This is a genomic window from Rhodococcus wratislaviensis, from assembly GCF_041228765.1.
Lineage (GTDB): Bacteria > Actinomycetota > Actinomycetes > Mycobacteriales > Mycobacteriaceae > Rhodococcus_F > Rhodococcus_F wratislaviensis.
On sequence record NZ_CP150488.1, the window covers coordinates 7,487,450 to 7,503,445 of the forward strand.

The 15,996-nt window shown below is 67.8% G+C and carries 13 protein-coding genes; 7 read left to right on the forward strand and 6 right to left on the reverse strand.

Translation table 11 applies throughout. From position 1 onward, the window contains the following. The first annotated feature begins 31 nt into the window (after positions 1 to 31). Entirely contained in the window at positions 32 to 793 is a 762-nt protein-coding gene (locus WKC72_RS34470; protein ID WP_037233046.1) for an HNH endonuclease family protein, read from the forward strand. Here WKC72_RS34470 and WKC72_RS34475 read toward each other — a convergent pair whose 3' ends face one another. Then, positions 794 to 1,417: a DUF3060 domain-containing protein gene (locus WKC72_RS34475; RefSeq protein WP_037233043.1), complete on the reverse strand. Its 624-nt coding sequence runs from the start codon at positions 1,415 to 1,417 to the stop codon at positions 794 to 796. It abuts the gene before it with no gap. Between the two features lie 34 nt (positions 1,418 to 1,451). Next, on the reverse strand, positions 1,452 to 2,471 hold the full coding sequence (locus tag WKC72_RS34480; protein ID WP_037233040.1) for a beta-ketoacyl-ACP synthase III: 1,020 nt from the start codon (positions 2,469 to 2,471) through the stop codon (positions 1,452 to 1,454). Positions 2,472 to 2,756: 285 nt separating this feature from the next. Between WKC72_RS34480 and WKC72_RS34485 the strand changes: the two genes are divergently transcribed. The 4 genes from WKC72_RS34485 to WKC72_RS34500 all read left to right on the forward strand — a co-directional run bounded on the left by WKC72_RS34485 (position 2,757) and on the right by WKC72_RS34500 (position 7,647). Then, complete coding sequence (locus WKC72_RS34485; protein ID WP_037233036.1) at positions 2,757 to 3,872, forward strand: DUF4185 domain-containing protein; 1,116 nt, start codon at positions 2,757 to 2,759, stop codon at positions 3,870 to 3,872. A gap of 21 nt (positions 3,873 to 3,893) precedes the next feature. Next, a complete protein-coding gene (locus WKC72_RS34490; protein WP_370181034.1) occupies positions 3,894 to 4,517 on the forward strand; it encodes a class I SAM-dependent methyltransferase in 624 nt (207 codons plus the stop codon). Between the two features lie 82 nt (positions 4,518 to 4,599). Then, positions 4,600 to 6,435 carry an acyl-CoA dehydrogenase gene (locus WKC72_RS34495; RefSeq protein WP_005243698.1) on the forward strand — a complete coding sequence of 612 codons (1,836 nt, stop codon included), beginning with the start codon at positions 4,600 to 4,602 and terminating at the stop codon, positions 6,433 to 6,435. Between the two features lie 228 nt (positions 6,436 to 6,663). Further along, complete coding sequence (locus WKC72_RS34500; RefSeq protein WP_037233030.1) at positions 6,664 to 7,647, forward strand: hypothetical protein; 984 nt, start codon at positions 6,664 to 6,666, stop codon at positions 7,645 to 7,647. 72 nt (positions 7,648 to 7,719) lie between these two features. Here WKC72_RS34500 and WKC72_RS34505 read toward each other — a convergent pair whose 3' ends face one another. Together WKC72_RS34505 and WKC72_RS34510 are read right to left on the reverse strand one after the other, a co-directional pair. Next, entirely contained in the window at positions 7,720 to 9,972 is a 2,253-nt protein-coding gene (locus tag WKC72_RS34505) for a VanW family protein (protein WP_370181035.1), read from the reverse strand. Between the two features lie 330 nt (positions 9,973 to 10,302). Further along, positions 10,303 to 11,637, reverse strand: coding sequence for an acetyl-CoA C-acetyltransferase (locus WKC72_RS34510; RefSeq protein WP_037233025.1), 1,335 nt, complete (start codon positions 11,635 to 11,637; stop codon positions 10,303 to 10,305). A 130-nt stretch (positions 11,638 to 11,767) separates the two neighbouring features. Between WKC72_RS34510 and WKC72_RS34515 the strand changes: the two genes are divergently transcribed. After that, a complete protein-coding gene (locus WKC72_RS34515) occupies positions 11,768 to 13,114 on the forward strand; it encodes a 3-oxoacyl-ACP reductase (RefSeq protein WP_370181036.1) in 1,347 nt (448 codons plus the stop codon). Further along, positions 13,114 to 13,977, forward strand: coding sequence for a MaoC/PaaZ C-terminal domain-containing protein (locus WKC72_RS34520; protein ID WP_112301016.1), 864 nt, complete (start codon positions 13,114 to 13,116; stop codon positions 13,975 to 13,977). Before WKC72_RS34515 ends, WKC72_RS34520 begins: the two co-directional genes overlap by 1 nt. Before the next feature lie 44 nt (positions 13,978 to 14,021). Here the strand turns inward: WKC72_RS34520 and WKC72_RS34525 are convergent, their stop codons facing one another. Beyond that, positions 14,022 to 14,621, reverse strand: coding sequence for a TetR/AcrR family transcriptional regulator (locus tag WKC72_RS34525; protein WP_005243713.1), 600 nt, complete (start codon positions 14,619 to 14,621; stop codon positions 14,022 to 14,024). A 102-nt stretch (positions 14,622 to 14,723) separates the two neighbouring features. Then, positions 14,724 to 15,905, reverse strand: a complete 1,182-nt coding sequence (locus tag WKC72_RS34530) for a glycoside hydrolase family 3 N-terminal domain-containing protein (protein ID WP_037233013.1) — start codon at positions 15,903 to 15,905, stop codon at positions 14,724 to 14,726. Positions 15,906 to 15,996: the final 91 nt, after the last annotated feature.

A 15,996-nucleotide genomic window follows, 5' to 3' on the forward strand; every position in this document is an offset into this window, starting at 1 on the left:
TGACGAACAGCGTTGATTTCAGGAGAGATTCATGCCCCGCTCTGCGGTACCGAACACCGGGTCCATCATCACGACAATCCGCACCAAGTGGCCCTGGATCCTCGCCGGGCTGCTCGTCGTCGTGCTCGTCACGATGCTCTCCCCGGACCCCGACGACACCCTCGCCGCCGGAACCGGACCGGCCGCGCCCTCGGAAGTCACTGACGCACAACAGATACAGACGGCGTTCACCCAACTGTCCACCCTCGAGGTGAAGGGCCGGGCACCCAAGACGGGGTACGACCGGGAACTGTTCGGCGCCAGCTGGACCGACAACGTGTCGGTCGAACTCGGACGCAACGGCTGCGACACCCGCAACGACATCCTGCGACGCGACCTCGTCGACATCACCTCACGCGACCGTACCCGCAACTGCGTGGTGCAGTCGGGCACGTTGCGGGATCTCTACACGGGCACCATCATTGCGTTCACCCGGGGCACGAAGACGTCGGACGCCGTGCAGATCGATCACGTGGTGGCGCTGTCGGACGCGTGGCAGAAGGGGGCTCAGCTCCTCGACGCGCAGACGCGGGCCGACCTCGCGAACGATCCCCGCAACCTGCAGGCCGTGGACGGACCCACCAATCAGCGCAAGAGCGATGCCGACGCGTCGACGTGGCTGCCCCCGCTGGCGGCGTACCGCTGCACTTACGTGGCGCGTCAGGTGGAAGTGAAAGTGGCGTACCGCCTCTGGGTGACCCCGCCCGAGCGCGATGCGATGGCCGCGGTGCTCACCGGCTGCGGAGCCCGGTGATCACGCGCCCGGAGGGGTGAGCCGGTTCTCGGAGCCCGTGTCGACGGCCGGGGCCGTCGCACCGGAATCCCAGTCGACGGAGTTGTTGGACCCGGCGAGTTCGAGGGAGTCGAGGGACACGGCGCGCACGACGTTGTCGTTGCCACTCACCGTCATCGCGCCGGAGTCGTCCACGTTCACGGAATTCCCGCTTCCGCTGATCGAGATCCGCTCCGCCTGCTTTCCGAGCACGGTGACGGCGTTGCCCTGCACGTCGATCGACTCGACGACGTCGATAGTGGAACTGTTGCTGCGACCCGAGAGGGTGAGCGTTCCGGTCTGCCCGCCGACGACGTTGGTGTCCTGACCGCGCACGATGACCGCGTTCGACGTGGCGATGGTCGCCGAGACACCGTTGGCCTCGATGGTGACGGTGCCGCACTCGCCGTCGAGGACGACCCCGGCACCGTCCCTGTTGACGATGACGTCGCGGCCCGCGCAGTCACCGCCCGAGTTCAGTTCCACCGCAGAGCCGGACACCGTCGAGGTGCTTCCGCCGACGGTGCTCCCGCCGCCGCAGCCAGCGAGGGCGACGGCGCAGGACATCAGCACGGCGACGGCGACCGACTGCCGGGTGACGCTCATCGACCCCTGCTTTCCTGTCCCCGACGGGGCCGGGTCAGTCCTTCGCGAGTACCGGCATCGTCACGACCTGGGCCGCGTAGGACAGCCCGGCGCCGAAGGCGAGCAGCAGGGCGGTGTCGCCGGGCTTGGTGGCGCCGGACTGCAGCATCTCCTCCATGGCGAGCGGCACGGACGCCGCCGACGTGTTGCCGCTCTCGGCGATGTCGTCGGACACGGGCACGTTCTCGGGGAGTTTCATGCTGCGGGCGATCACCTCGGTGATCCGCGAGTTGGCCTGGTGCGGGACGAACGCGTCGAGATCGTCGACCGACATGCCGGCCTTCTCGATCGCCCGCAGTGCCACCTTGCCCATCTCGAAGGCGGCCCAGCGGAACACCGCGGTACCGGCCATCTTGATGTACGGGCGCGTGGCACCCGGCGTCGTGATGTATTCGTACCAATCCAGATCTTGCACGATGGCGTCGGCCTGGGCGCCGTCCGAACCCCACTCCACCGGCCCGATGCCCGCGACGTCGCTCTTGCCCACGACCACGGCGCCGGCGCCGTCACCGAAGATGAACCGCGTCGAGCGGTCGGTCGGGTCGGTGGTGATGCTCATCTTCTCGACACCCACGACGAGGGCGTAGTCGACGGATCCTCCGCGAACCAGATCCGACGCCACCGTCAGCGCGGTGCAGAAGCCCGCGCATCCACCGCCGAGATCGAAGGCTCCGGGCCCGTTGGTGCCCAGGGCGTCGGCCACCACAGCCGCGGCGGGCGGCGTCAGCAGGAGGTACGTCGACGTGGCGACGATGACGCAGCCGATCTGCTCGGGATCGATCCCGCTCGCTTCGATCGCCTTGCGCCCGGCGGCGATGGACATCGTGACGACGTTCTCGTCCTCCGCCGCGAACCGCCGGTTGCGGATTCCCGAGCGCGACTGGATCCACTCGTCGTTCGAGTCGATCAGTTCACAGATCTCGTCGTTGGTGACGACCCGTTCGGGCCGGTACACGCCGAGCCCGAGAAGGGCGGACTGCCGACCTCCAGCCACGGTGGCAATCTGCTTTCCCATCGATCGATCTCCTCATCAGGTCCCGCGTGGTTACGCGCAGTGTGGACTTGTCGCCAGCACACGTTACGTCGGCGACCGCTCAGCGGGTAGCACCGGTTCCTGTTACTCGTCGGTAATATCGGTTCGGCAGGGCCGCCGATGAAACGAACACGGCGGTCAAACCGACACTTTCGTAAGAACAGACTTGTTAGACTTCTGGCGATTTCCAGCAGTTGATCACCGGTAGGGGGAGTGGTCTCTTCGGGCCACGCAGTGCCGCCTGCTGCTAGAGATGGAGTGTCCTTCGTGAAGCGAACCAGAGCTCTTGCAGCAGCGTCGCTCGTCGGCGCGGCCGTGACGTTGATCGCATTCGCCGGCCCGGCCGCCGCGAATCCCAACGCCATCAATCCGATCCCCGGACTCAACGGCACCAACGGGATTCCACACCTCACCGGACGCACCCAGGCGGTCGCACAGCAGACCGGCATGCTCAGCCCGAACCGCACCCAGGACGCCAACGTCCTCGGCACCGACCTCGGGATCATGTGGGACAACGGCCAGGGCCAGGTCCTCACGGCGTTCGGCGACTCTGCCGGGCTCGGACTGCCCAACCTGCTGTCGGGCAGCCTGTGGGCCTGGCGCAGCAGCACACTGTTCCGCAGCTCGGACGGCATCCTCGCGGACGGGATGAACTTCGACAGCTCACCCCGCGACATCTTCGGCCAGTCCAAGGAGCTCGTCCCGAGCCCGAAGATCCCTTTCGTCGAGATCAGCCGTATCCCCACCGCCGGCGTCGCCGTCGGCAACACCCAGGTCCTCAGCATGATGTCGGTGAAGAACTGGGGACCGGCAGGAACGTGGGACACCAACTACTCCGGTCTCGTCTACTCCCAGGACAACGGCGAGAACTGGACCGTCGCGCCCGAGACGCAGCGCCCGAACGTCGGCGGCAACGCCAACTTCCAGATGAGTGCGTTCGTGAAGGCCGACGGCTTCGTCTACCAATACGGCACGCCCGCCGGCCGCGGTGGACTCGTCCACATCGCGCGGGTCCCGGAACCCCAGATCATGGATCTCGGCGCGTACGAGTACTTCGACGGCGCCAAGTGGATCAAGGGCAATCCCGACGTCGCCAAGCCGATCATGCCGGGCGGGGTCGGCGAATTGTCCGTCGCGTACAACGAGTACCTCGGCCAATACCTCATGCTGACCACCGACCAGTACAACTCCGTGGTCATGCGACGCTCACCGTCGGTCACCGGACCGTGGGGCCCACCGGAGGTGCTCGTCGACACCCGGGAGCTGCCCACCGCGTACGGCGCCTACATCCACCCGTGGTCGTCCGGGCGCGATCTCTACTTCCTCACGACGGTGCACAACAACTACAACGTGCTCCTCATGCGGACCACGCTCACTCCGTAGCCCGCGTACTAGCGTCGGGGCATGGATGCAGCTGCCTGGGACGAACGGTATTCACAGAGCGAACTGGTGTGGGGCGCGCCACCTAACGCCGTCGTGGTCGAGCGGGTCACCTCGCTCCCCCGCGGTCGCGCACTCGATCTCGCGTGCGGGGAGGGCCGCAACGCGCACTGGCTCGCCACCCGCGGCTGGGAGGTGACGGGGCTCGACTACTCGGCCGTGGCCCTCGACAAGGCCCGCCGGGTGGCCGCCGAAGCACCCCGCTCGGTCCGGGAACGGCTCGACTACCGCGTCGCCGACGTCACCGATTCGGACCTCGGCGGCGAGTACGACCTGGTGCTCATGATCTACCTCCATCTCGCCCCCGAGGAGCGTCTGCAGGTTGTGAACCGCGCCATATCTGCGCTGAAACCTGACGGAATCCTCATGATTTTGGGGCATGACACCGTTAACTTGTCGCAGGGAGTCGGGGGTCCTCAGGACCCTGAAATCCTGTACACACCAGACGATTTGGTGAATTCGTTCGACGGGCGGGTTGCCGTCGACGTCGCCGAACGGCGCTTCCGCGAGACGGACGCCGGAACGGCGATCGACGCGCTCGCCGTCGCGCACCGCTCGAGTCTTGGCAGTCAGGTAAATGGGGCGTAATATCGCTGATGTTACCGACGAGTAATAACTTGGGCGGTACTAACGGATAGACCGCACCATCTCACTGGGAGAGACAGAAGACATGGGCCATTACAAGAGCAACGTCCGCGACCTGGAGTTCAACCTCTTCGAGGTACTCGGTCTCGAGCAGCCGCTGAGTGAAGGTGTGTGGGGCGATCTCGACGCCGACACCGTCCGCAACATGCTCAGCGAAGTTGCCCGTCTCGCCGAGGGACCGCTGGGCGAGTCCTTCGCCGACGCCGACCGCAACCCTCCGGTCTTCGACCCCGAGAACCACACCGTCACCCTGCCGGAATCCTTCAAGAAGTCGTTCCGCGCGCTGTGGGACGCCGAGTGGTACCGCATGGGACTCTCCGAGGAGATCGGCGGCGTTCCCGTCCCCCGCTCCGTCGTGTGGGCCATCGGTGAGCTGATCCTCGGCGCCCAGCCGGCCGCACACATGTACCAGGCCGGACCCGCGTTCGCGGACGTGCTGTTCCACAACGGCACCGAAGAGCAGAAGAAGTGGGCCGCCACCTGCGTCGAGCGCGGTTGGGGTGCCACCATGGTCCTCACCGAACCCGACGCCGGCTCCGACGTCGGCGCAGGCCGTACCAAGGCCATCAAGCAGGACGACGGCTCCTGGCACATCGAGGGCGTCAAGCGGTTCATCACGTCCGCCGACTCCGACGACCTGTTCGAGAACATCTTCCACCTGGTCCTTGCCCGCCCCGAGGGCGCAGGCCCCGGCACCAAGGGACTGTCGCTGTTCTTCGTCCCGAAGACGCACTTCAACTTCGAGACCAACGAACTGGGCGAGCGCAACGGCGTCTTCGTCACCAACGTCGAGCACAAGATGGGCCTGAAGGTCTCCGCCACGTGTGAGGTCACCTTCGGCGGCCACGGCATTCCCGCCCAGGGCTGGCTAGTCGGTGAGGTCCACAACGGCATCGCGCAGATGTTCGACGTCATCGAACACGCCCGGATGATGGTCGGCACCAAGGCCATCGCCACCCTGTCCACCGGCTACCTCAACGCCCTCGACTACGCGAAGGAACGCGTCCAGGGCGCAGACCTCACGCAGATGACGGACAAGGCCGCCCCGCGCGTCACCATCACCCACCACCCCGACGTCCGTCGCGCCCTCGCCATGCAGAAGGCGTACGCGGAGGGCCTGCGCGCCGTGTACCTGTACACCGCGGCGCACCAGGACGAGGCGACCGCCAAGCTGGTGTCCGGCGCCGACAAGGACCTCGCGTTCCGCGTCAACGACCTGCTGCTCCCCATCGTCAAGGGTGTCGGCTCCGAGCGGGCGTACCAGTATCTGACGGACAGCCTGCAGACCTTCGGTGGCTCCGGCTTCCTGCAGGACTACCCGATCGAGCAGTACATCCGCGACGCCAAGATCGACTCGCTGTACGAGGGCACCACCGCCATCCAGGCGCAGGACTTCTTCTTCCGCAAGATCGCCCGCGACCGCGGTGTGGCACTCGCCCACGTCGCAGGCGAGGTCAAGAAGTTCATCGACAGCGAGGCAGGCAACGGTCGCCTCAAGGCCGAGCGCGCCCTGCTCGCCACCGCACTCGAGGACGTCCAGACCATGGCCGCCACCCTCACCGGGTACCTCATGGGTGCGCAGGAGCAGCCGTCCGAGCTGTACAAGGTCGGCCTCGGTTCCGTCCGCTTCCTGATGTCCGTCGGCGACCTGCTCATCGGCTGGCAGCTCCTCCGCCAGTCCGAGATCGCGATCAAGGCCCTCGACGAGGGTGCCTCCGACAAGGACAAGGCGTTCTACGAGGGCAAGGTCGCCATCGCGTCCTTCTTCGCGAAGAACGTGCTGCCGGAGCTGACCGCCACCCGCAGCATCGTCGCCAACATCGACAACGACATCATGGAGCTCGACGAAGCAGCGTTCTGATCGGTTTCACACGGCCCGGCGGCTGGGATTCTTCCCGGCCGCCGGGCTTTTTCGTGTCCGGCCCTCTGACCTCTGGCACTCCTTCTCAGTCGACGCACCCCTTTTTCGGCCCCCACAGGCAGTGCGCGAGCCGAGAAAGAGTGCGGGAGTTGTCCACAAGCCCCGGTCCATCCACAGCCGGGTCGCTCGGACCCTTTTCTCGACGCCATCCCGGCGAGAATCGTTCCCATGGAATATGACCCGGGGGCGATGCTGCGGCGTCAGGAGGCGTTGGACCGCGGCTACAGCGACGACGAGATCCGGCGTATGTACACGCGCGGCGAATGGCAGCGCATCAGCCGCGGCGCATACCTCTCCGCGTCGACGTACACGGCGCTCGGCGAGGAGGAACGTCATCGCTTCCTCATCGACTCGACAATTCACGCCGTGTCGGACGACGCGGTGCTGAGTCACCAATCCGCGGCCGTCGTGTACGGGCTGCCACTGTGGAAGACGCCCCTCGACCGCGTACACGTCACCAGAAACCGACGCGGGGGTGGCCGGATCAAGCGGCGGGTCACGGTTCACTGCGCGCCCATCGGAGAGCACGTGGCAGTAGTGGACGGGCATTCGCTGACCCTCCCGGCGCGGACCGTGATCGACCTCGCGAGAACACTGCCGTTCGAGCAGGCCGTCGTGGTGGGTGACGCGGCCGTCCGGAGGTTCGGCATCAGCCGAGAGGACCTGGACGCCGAACTCGCCCGCGCTGCGCGTCGTCACGGCGTCGATGCGGCGCGGAGGGTCGTCCGTTTCGTGAGCGGGCACAGCGAAAGTGTCGGTGAATCGCGAAGCCGGGTGAAGTTGGCGAGTGCCGGGCTCCCCGTCCCGCTCCAGCAAGGCGAGGTGTTCGAACCCGGCGGGCGCCGAATCGGACGCGTCGACTTCCACTTCGACGGCATCGTGCTCGGGGAGTTCGACGGACGCGTCAAGTACGGACGGCTGCTGAAACCCGGGCAATCCCCCGGCGACGCGGTCTTCGCCGAGAAGCAACGCGAGGATGCGCTGCGCGACCTCGGTTTCCAGGTGGTGCGGTGGACCTGGGACGACCTCGAGTCGCCGGAGCTGGTGGCGGAGCGTGTCCGTCGCGCGATCGCGCGTGCCGCGTCGCCACGAGGCTGGGTGACGCAGGCGCCGCTCCCCTCCGCCCAGCGACTTACCGTGCGGGCGCTGTAGTCGCACCCTTTCTCGGTTCGCGCTCATCTTTTCGGGCTCGAAAAGCGGTGCGCGAACCGAGAACGAGTGCGGCTACTCGCCGTCGTTCGGATTCGGCTTCGGGGTCGTGGGTTTCGGGCTTTCCGCGGGGGCGGGCGGGGCCGGTGAGGCGGCGGGGGTGCGCTCGTCGGGTTTGGGTGGGGCCGCGGGTGCCTCACACTTGACGATCGGGACGGGGTCGTACCGGACGGTTCTGGTGTCCCGGGAGATTTCCTGGCCGGTGGCGTGGTCGGAGATCACCCGGGTGTCGCTGGCGGTGAATCCCGGTGCGCCGCTGGAGGCGATGCAGTGATCGCCGGCGGGCAGGGTGACCGTGTCGGGCTCCGTCGGCTTGGTCCGGTTGCCGGTGATCGACTCGACGTCGACCGACTTGGTTCCCCAGAACCGGATGGTCAGGTCCGAGGCGCCGCCGATGGCCTGGATCATCACACCCGTCTTGGCGGTGTTGCGGAACTGCAGGTCGATGGCACCTTCGAAGACGGTGGCCTCGCGCGCCTCGGGGTAACGCGAGATGTAGTACGAGTGCTCGGTGTGCGCGACGTCCTCCATGCCGGCGAAATATGCGGCGTTGTACAGCGTCGTCGCCACCTGGCTCACACCGCCGCCGACGGCGGTGTCCGGGCGGCCGTTGTTGATGATGCCCGACTCCACATATCCCTGAGCCGTGCCCCGCGGGCCGGTGTACCCGTTGAGGGAGAACGTGTCGCCCGGCTTGATCAGCGCCCCGTTGATCTCACTGGCGGCGAGCCGGATGTTGGTACCCGATGCCGCCGAGAAACCGCCGGTCGTGAACTCGCCGATCACTTCCTTCACACCGAGCGCCTGCGCGGCCTCCGTGGTGAGGGCGGGCGGGACGGGCCCGTACACCGCGGCGGTGGTGTGAGAACCGTTGCCGCGCAACAACTCGGGCAGCGTCTCCAACGTCTTGGGCCACTGCACCAGATCGCCGACGACCGCGGGGACGACCGTGGGCGATCCCCCGTCGAGCGTGATCGTCGCGTCCTTGGGCACGATCTCCGTCGAGACGAGTTGCGGCGCCAGGATGCCGGTCGCAGCCTCGATGTTGTAGGTGGGCCTCAACCCGCCGTTGCCGTCCGGTTCGAAGCCGACGATCGCACCGATCTGCTGCCGCGCCGCGGTCGCGACCTTGCCGTCGCGACCGGTGACCACCAGATCGGCGGAGGCAGCGGGCGTCGCCACCTCGTCGAGCGCCCTCTGGACGCCTTCCTTCGTCACCGTCACGGGCACGACGTCGACGGGCAGTTCCACCGGCCGGCCGAACGCCCATTCCTCGGTCAACGCCGCCTCGGCGCCCTCACCGTTCAGGTTCTGCCCGGTCGACGGGTCCACCGGCACCGGGGTCGGGCCCTCGAACACGACGGTCCCCTCGCGGGACGCACGATCGGTCTCACCGCGAAGACCGTCGACGGCGGAGGCCAGCGCGGCCTCGTCGCGAGTCGACACCACACCGATCTCGTCGGTCGTGAAGAACGAGGTGAGCCTCGTGAACGGGTTGAGCGGCTGCGAATGGGCCCGGTCGAGCGTGGCCTCCCAGTCGACACCGAGCCCGGCGGCCGACGGAACGAGTTGCGTCGACACGTCGCCGGCCGTCACCGTCAGCGGCTGATCGACGCGTGGGCCGACCTGCGCCTGCAACGTGGCCTCCGCCTCCTCGCGGGACGAACCGCCCACGTCGACGCCGGCCACGGTCACCCCGCGCGGGACCTTCCCGGAAGACACCGCGAGGTCCGCGGCGTAGGCGATGCCGATCAGGGCGATCACACCGCCGGTGACTGCTGCGATCTTCACCCAGGGAGCACGCGACGGAGCGGTCTGTTCTGCGGACGGCTCGGCGGGCGGGGAAGGTTCCGGTGCCGGCTGCGGCGGGACCTGCGCCGCGGCGGCCGGAGCCACCACGGTCGGGTCGTCGGCCGGTGGGGTGTACGCCTGCGTCGGCCCGGGAACGGGACCCGGCGGAATCGCGGGGATCACCTGAGTGACGTCCTCGTTCGCCGGCGGCTCCACCCACAACGGCGCGTCGGGAGCCTGCTCCTCGGAGCGTTCCCCCAGGTCACCGAGGTTCAGCTGCGTTGTCGGGGCATCGTCGGCACTCGGCTGTTGCGCCGGAGCCTCGGGAACGGAAGCGTCGGGAGCCGGAGCCTCGTCCGGTTCCGGAGCGGGCGGATCGGCCACGGTCTCGGGTTCGACACTCTCGGGCGTCGCGGAAGGGTCCGGCGTCGACCGTTCGGGTGCCTTGCTCCCCTTGTCGCCGTCTTCGTCGTTCACCGTGGCCCTCTCACCGAGTTGTCCTTCGTGCGGGCCTCAGCTTGCCGTCGGTGCTCGTTGCATTTCAAGCGCGATCCGATCCGAGCGAGGCCTGGTCGAGACCCCCACGTCAGCGTACCGGCCGCCGGAAATGCAAGAGCCCCGCGCTGCTGCCAGGTCGGGGGTCAGGCAGCAACACGGGGCTGACAGGGATATCGCCAGCTAATCTCCAGCGTTACACCTGTCGGAAAAGATTTCGGGGATCCGGCCACCCCTCGTTGCCGGATCCCCGCTCGCACTGCGCGCACGCTGGCCTTTCCGGTCTCCCAGCTACCGGAAAGGCCAGTCGGATCACGCCTCTATGATTGCCGTCACACCCTGGCCGCCGGCGGCGCAAATCGAGATCAGGCCGCGGCCCGAGCCCTTCTCCGCCAGCATCTTGGCGAGCGAGGCGACGATGCGGCCGCCGGTCGCGGCGAACGGGTGGCCCGCCGCCAGCGAGGACCCGTTGACGTTCAGCTTGCTGCGGTCGATGGACCCCAGAGCACCGTCGAGACCCAGGCGTTCCTTGCAGTACTCGTCCGATTCGAACGCCTGCAGCGTCGCCAGCACGACGGATGCGAACGCCTCGTGGATCTCGTAGTAGTCGAAATCCTGCAGGGTGAGGCCGTTGCGGGCCAGCAGGCGCGGGATGGCGTACGTCGGAGCCATCAGGAGCCCGTCCTTGCCGTGGATGTAGTCGACGGCCGCGGTCTCGGAGTCGACGAGATGCGCGAGCACCGGAAGCTTGCGCTCGGCGGCCCATTCGTCGGTGGACAGCAGGACCGCGGACGCGCCGTCGGTGAGCGGGGTGGAGTTACCCGCCGTCATCGTGGCGTCGCCCGCCTTCACCCCGAAGACCGGCCTGAGCTTGGCCAGCTTCTCGGCGCTGGAGTCGGGCCGCAGGTTGTCGTCGCGGGTGAGCCCGAGGAACGGCGTCACCAGGTCGTCGAAGAATCCGCGGTCGTAGGCGGCGGCCATGTTCTGGTGGCTGGCAGCGGCCAGTTCGTCCTGGTCCTCGCGGCGGACGCCGAATTCCTTCGCCGTGATCGCGGCGTGCTCGCCCATGGACAGCCCGGTGCGGGGCTCGCCGTTGCGGGGGATCTCGATGCCGAGCATGGACGGGCGGACGTTGCCGAGGAGCTTGATGCGGTCGCCGGTGCTCTTCGCGCGGTTCAGCGACAGCAGGAACTCGCGGAGTTCGTCGTTGACGCCGATCGGCGCGTCCGACGTGGTGTCGACGCCGCCGCCGACGCCCGCGTCGATGCGGCCGGCCGCGATCGCGTCACCGACGGCGACGATCGACTGCAGTCCGGTGCCGCACGCCTGCTGCAGGTCGAACGCCGGGGTGTACGGGCTCAGGGCGCTGCCGAGGACGCATTCGCGCATCAGGTTGAAGTCGCGGCTGTGCTTGAGCACGGCGCCGCCTGCGACGAGGCCCAGCTTCTCGCCCTGGAGGTTGAAGCGGCTCACCAGTCCGTCGAGGGTGGCGGTGAACATGTCCTGGTTGGACGCCTGCGCGTACTTCCGGTCGGAGCGGGCGAACGGAATGCGGTTTCCGCCGACGATCGCGACGGGACGCTGCTGCTTTCCGCCTGGCTTCGGCGCCGCTGCGGAGTTCGAATTGGTGCGAGCTTTGCTGGTCACTGACGTCTCCAAGGATCTGGTGCGATTACCTGTTGGCTACTATTCTTACTCAGGAGTAAGTTACTTGTCGACACCGCACTTCACCCGGTGCTCGGTGACTGACCGCCAAACGACGACAGAAGGTAGGACCGTGGCAGCCAGCAAGGGAGCTCCCGACCTCTATTCCCAGTTCCTCTCATCCGCACCCGGCGCGTTCATCGCCGCGAAAGCAGGACTGCCGCGACCCGAGAACCTGCGGCGATACAAGCACGGCGAACCGCCGCTCGCCGGTCCGGTCCTGATCGGCGGCAAGGGCCGTCTCGTCGAGCCGTTGCGCGAACTGCTGTCCGACTACCCCGCTGCGGGAGCGGGTGACGACAGCTACGGCGCATTGGTGTTCGACGCCACAGGCATCGGTTCGGTCACCGAGCTCGAGCAGCTGTTCGAGTTCTTCCAGCCGGTCGTCCGCAACCTCGCGCCGTCCGCGCGGGTCGTCGTCATCGGCACCACCCCCGAAGAGACGTCCGGCGTCGACGAGCACATCGCCCAGCGCGCGCTCGAGGGCTTCACCCGCAGCGTCGGCAAGGAGGTCAAGCGCGGCGCCACGGCTCAGCTCGTCTACGTCTCGCCGAAGGCGTCCGCCGGCCTGTCGGGTCTCGAATCCACGCTGCGCTTCCTGCTGTCGGCCAAGTCCGCGTTCGTCAGCGGCCAGGTCATCCGTGTCGGCGCCGAGGATTCCGTCGCACCCGCCGACTGGGACAAGCCGCTCGACGGGAAGGTCGCCATCGTCACCGGTGCGGCCCGCGGCATCGGCGCGACCATCGCCGAGGTCCTCTCCCGCGACGGCGCGCACGTCATCTGCGCCGACATTCCGGCCGCCGGTGAGGCGCTGTCGGAGACGGCCAACAAGGTCGGCGGCACGTCCCTCGCCCTGGACGTGACCGCGGACGACGCGGCCGACAAGCTCGCCGAGTTCGTCCTCGAACGGCACGGCGGCGCGGACATCATCGTCCACAACGCAGGCATCACCCGCGACAAGACCCTCGCCAACATGGACGAGGGCCGCTGGAATATGGTGATCGGCGTCAACCTTCTTGCGCCGCAGCGCATCACCGATGTCCTCGTCGCGAAGGGCGCCCTGAAGGAAGGCGGCCGCGTCATCGACGTGTCCTCCATCGCCGGCATCGCGGGCAACCGGGGCCAGACCAACTACGGCACCTCCAAAGCCGGTGTCATCGGGCTCGTGCAGGCCTCCGCACCGTTGCTCGCGACGAAGAAGATCACGATCAACGCCGTCGCACCGGGCTTCATCGAGACGGCGATGACCGCGGCGATCCCCTTCGCCACCCGCGAGGCCGGACGTCGCATGAGCTCCCTGCTGCAGGGCGGCGAGACCGTCGACGTCGCCGAGACCGTCGCCTACTTCGCGAGCCCCGCGTCCAACGCCGTCACCGGGCAGATCGTCCGTGTCTGCGGCCAGAGCCTGCTGGGCGCCTGATGTCCGGGAAGGTCGTGCAACTCACGGAGAAGCCGGGCACGCTCGACATCTACACCCGTGCCGTGCGCAGCGCGCTGCCGGTCATCGGCGCGAGCGGGCACAGCGCCCCGGACACGACGCTGGTCCTGAACGGGGTGCGGGTGGACCCCGACAACCTGGCGGCGTACGACCGGGTGACCGGGCTGCGGTTCGGCGACCACCTGCCGCTCACGTACCCGTTCACGCTGGTGTTCCCGGTCGTGATGAAGCTGATGGTGTCCGACGGTTTCCCCTTCCCCGCCATCGGTTCCGTGCATGCGGAGAACGTCATCGAGCAGTTCCGTCCCATCTCGGTGATCGAGCCCCTGGACGTGTCGGTGCACGCGGAGAATCTGCGCGAGCACCGCAAGGGACTCCTGATCGACGTGATCAGCGAGATCAGGGTCGGACGCGAATTGGTGTGGAAGCAGACGTCGACGTTCCTGCGTCAGCAGAAGACGTCGCTGTCCGGTCAGCCGGGCCCCGAGCCCAAGGCCGAGGAGGAGCCGCCGCGTCCGCTGCGGACACTGCGGGTCGATCAGAAGACGATCGGCAAGTACGCCGCGGTCTCCGGTGACCGGAACCCGATTCACGTGTCGACGTTGGGCGCCAAGGCTTTCGGATTCCCCAGGACCATTGCGCACGGCATGTGGAGTGCGGCCGCCGTCCTCGGGACGGTCGAGGGCCGGATCCCGGACGCCGTCACGTACAGCGTGCGCTTCGGCAAGCCGATCCTGCTGCCGTCCACGCTGAACGTGTACGCCGATCAGACCGGCGACGGCTGGGATCTGTCGATCAAGCACCCGAAGAAGGGGTACCCGCACCTCACCGCGACGCTGCGCTGACGGGGACGAACGGGACGTTCGTTCGATCTGATCGAACGTCCCGTTCACTCCGGCTTCTTCTTACCCGCGAGACCGCGCCACGCCAGGGATTCCAGCAGATCGGCGGCGGCGTCGACCTCGATCTCGCCGCCGGCGACGCGGTCGGCCACAGCCTCACCCGCACCGACCAGGGCGATGGCGATCAGTTCGAAATCCTGCCCCGGCTCCGGATCCTTGGTGCTGGACTCGAGCAGGTGCGCGGTCAGCTCGATCAGCCGGTCGCGGCTCGATTGCACCGACCCCACGAACGCCTGCTGCCCCATCGCCTGGCGATACAGCACCATCCACGACTTGCGGTGCTTGCCCACGAACCCGAGAAACCCCTCGAGGGCCCGGCGCAGCTGTTCGCGCGGGCTCAGCCCCGGATCGCCCGCCGGAGCGAGCGCCTCGACGAAGCGCAGACCTTCCCGCTGGATGCATGCCGCGAACAGTTCGTCCTTGGAGCCGTAGTACAGGTACAGCATCGGCTTGGAGATTTCCGCCTTGGCCGCGATCGCGTCCATGGACGTCTCGTGAAAACCTCTGTCGGAGAAGACGTCGACAGCAGCGTCGAGCATCTGCTGCTCGCGCACTGCGCGCGGCAGTCGCTTGGTGCCGCCGGCCATTCGTCCTCCATCATCGTCGAACCCGCTATCTTACTCTACGGTAATAAAGCGGGCCCGACCGGCGGACGAGAAGAATACCAGCACCCTGTCGCGGACCGCGCACTAGCAGGCCAGCACGCCCTTGGCTCGTGCGACGGTCAGCACCGCCTCGTCGACACGCTGCTGCGGCAGCTTGCCCGAGGCCACAACGCTTTCGAGGTGATCGAGGACCCGCGGGACGTCGTCGGTGGTGAGCCACAACGCGACGTCGACACCGGATTCCAGCGCGGTCTCGACGGCGACCGTGATGTCGTAGCGGTCGGTGATCGCCTGCATGCCGCTGAGGTCGTCGGTGAAGATCGGGCCGGTGAACGGCGGAGCGCCGTATCCGGTGCCGCCGCGCAGCAGCGCCACGGCGTCGGGGCTGATGCTGGCGGGGATCCCGGGGGCGGTCAGACCCGGCACCTCGAGGTGGCCGAGCATGACGCCGACACCCGTGGACACCAGGTTCCGGAACGGGACGAGGTCCTTCGTCTGCAACTGCTCGAGCGGCGGGGTGGTGACGGCCCCGGTGTGCGAGTCGCCGGACGCCGATCCGTGGCCGGGGAAGTGCTTGATGACGGGCAGGATTCCCGCATCCCGCATCCCGCGCGCGTATGCGTCGGCGTAGCGGGTGACGACGGCGGGATCGTCGGAGTAGGAGCGGTCGCCGATGACGCTGTCGTCGGGCTGGCTGCTCACGTCCACGTCGGGGGCGAAGTTCACGGTGACACCGAGGTCCTTCAGTCCGCGACCGCGCTCGAGCGCCATCTGATACGTCTGCTCCTCCGTCATCGTGGCCGCGGTCTGCCGGGCGGACGGATCGGCTCCGAGCAGGTTCTCGACACGCGACACGCGCCCACCCTCCTCGTCGATCGTCACCATCAGGGGCAGCGACGACGCCGACGCCACCTGGGGAATCTCACGGTTCGCGAGCATGGCCTCGTCGGTCCAGCTCCCGACGAAAATGCCGCCGATCTGCTCGTCGCGGACCACCTGAGCCGCATCCGCGGTGCCGGTCACTCCCACGTTCAACAGCTGAGCGAGCTTGCGCCGCAACGGCAACGACTGCAGGAACTCCGTCTCACACGACGCCGGTGCGGCCGCGGGCGCTGCGGTGCCGGTGTGCGACGCCGGCTCGACCGAGGACGGCGACGGCGACGGTGTCGCCGACGACGATTCCGCGACCGTCTCGCCACCACCCGACGAACATCCGGCGACGAGGCCGGTACAGGCAGCGAGCGCGAGTGCATACTTGATCCGCATGGGTTCGACGGTAGCCCAGTTCGCCACCGGCGCCCCCGTGGCAGGCCCCGAATCGGCGACCGCTGCCGCCCGTCTTGGTAATCTGGATACA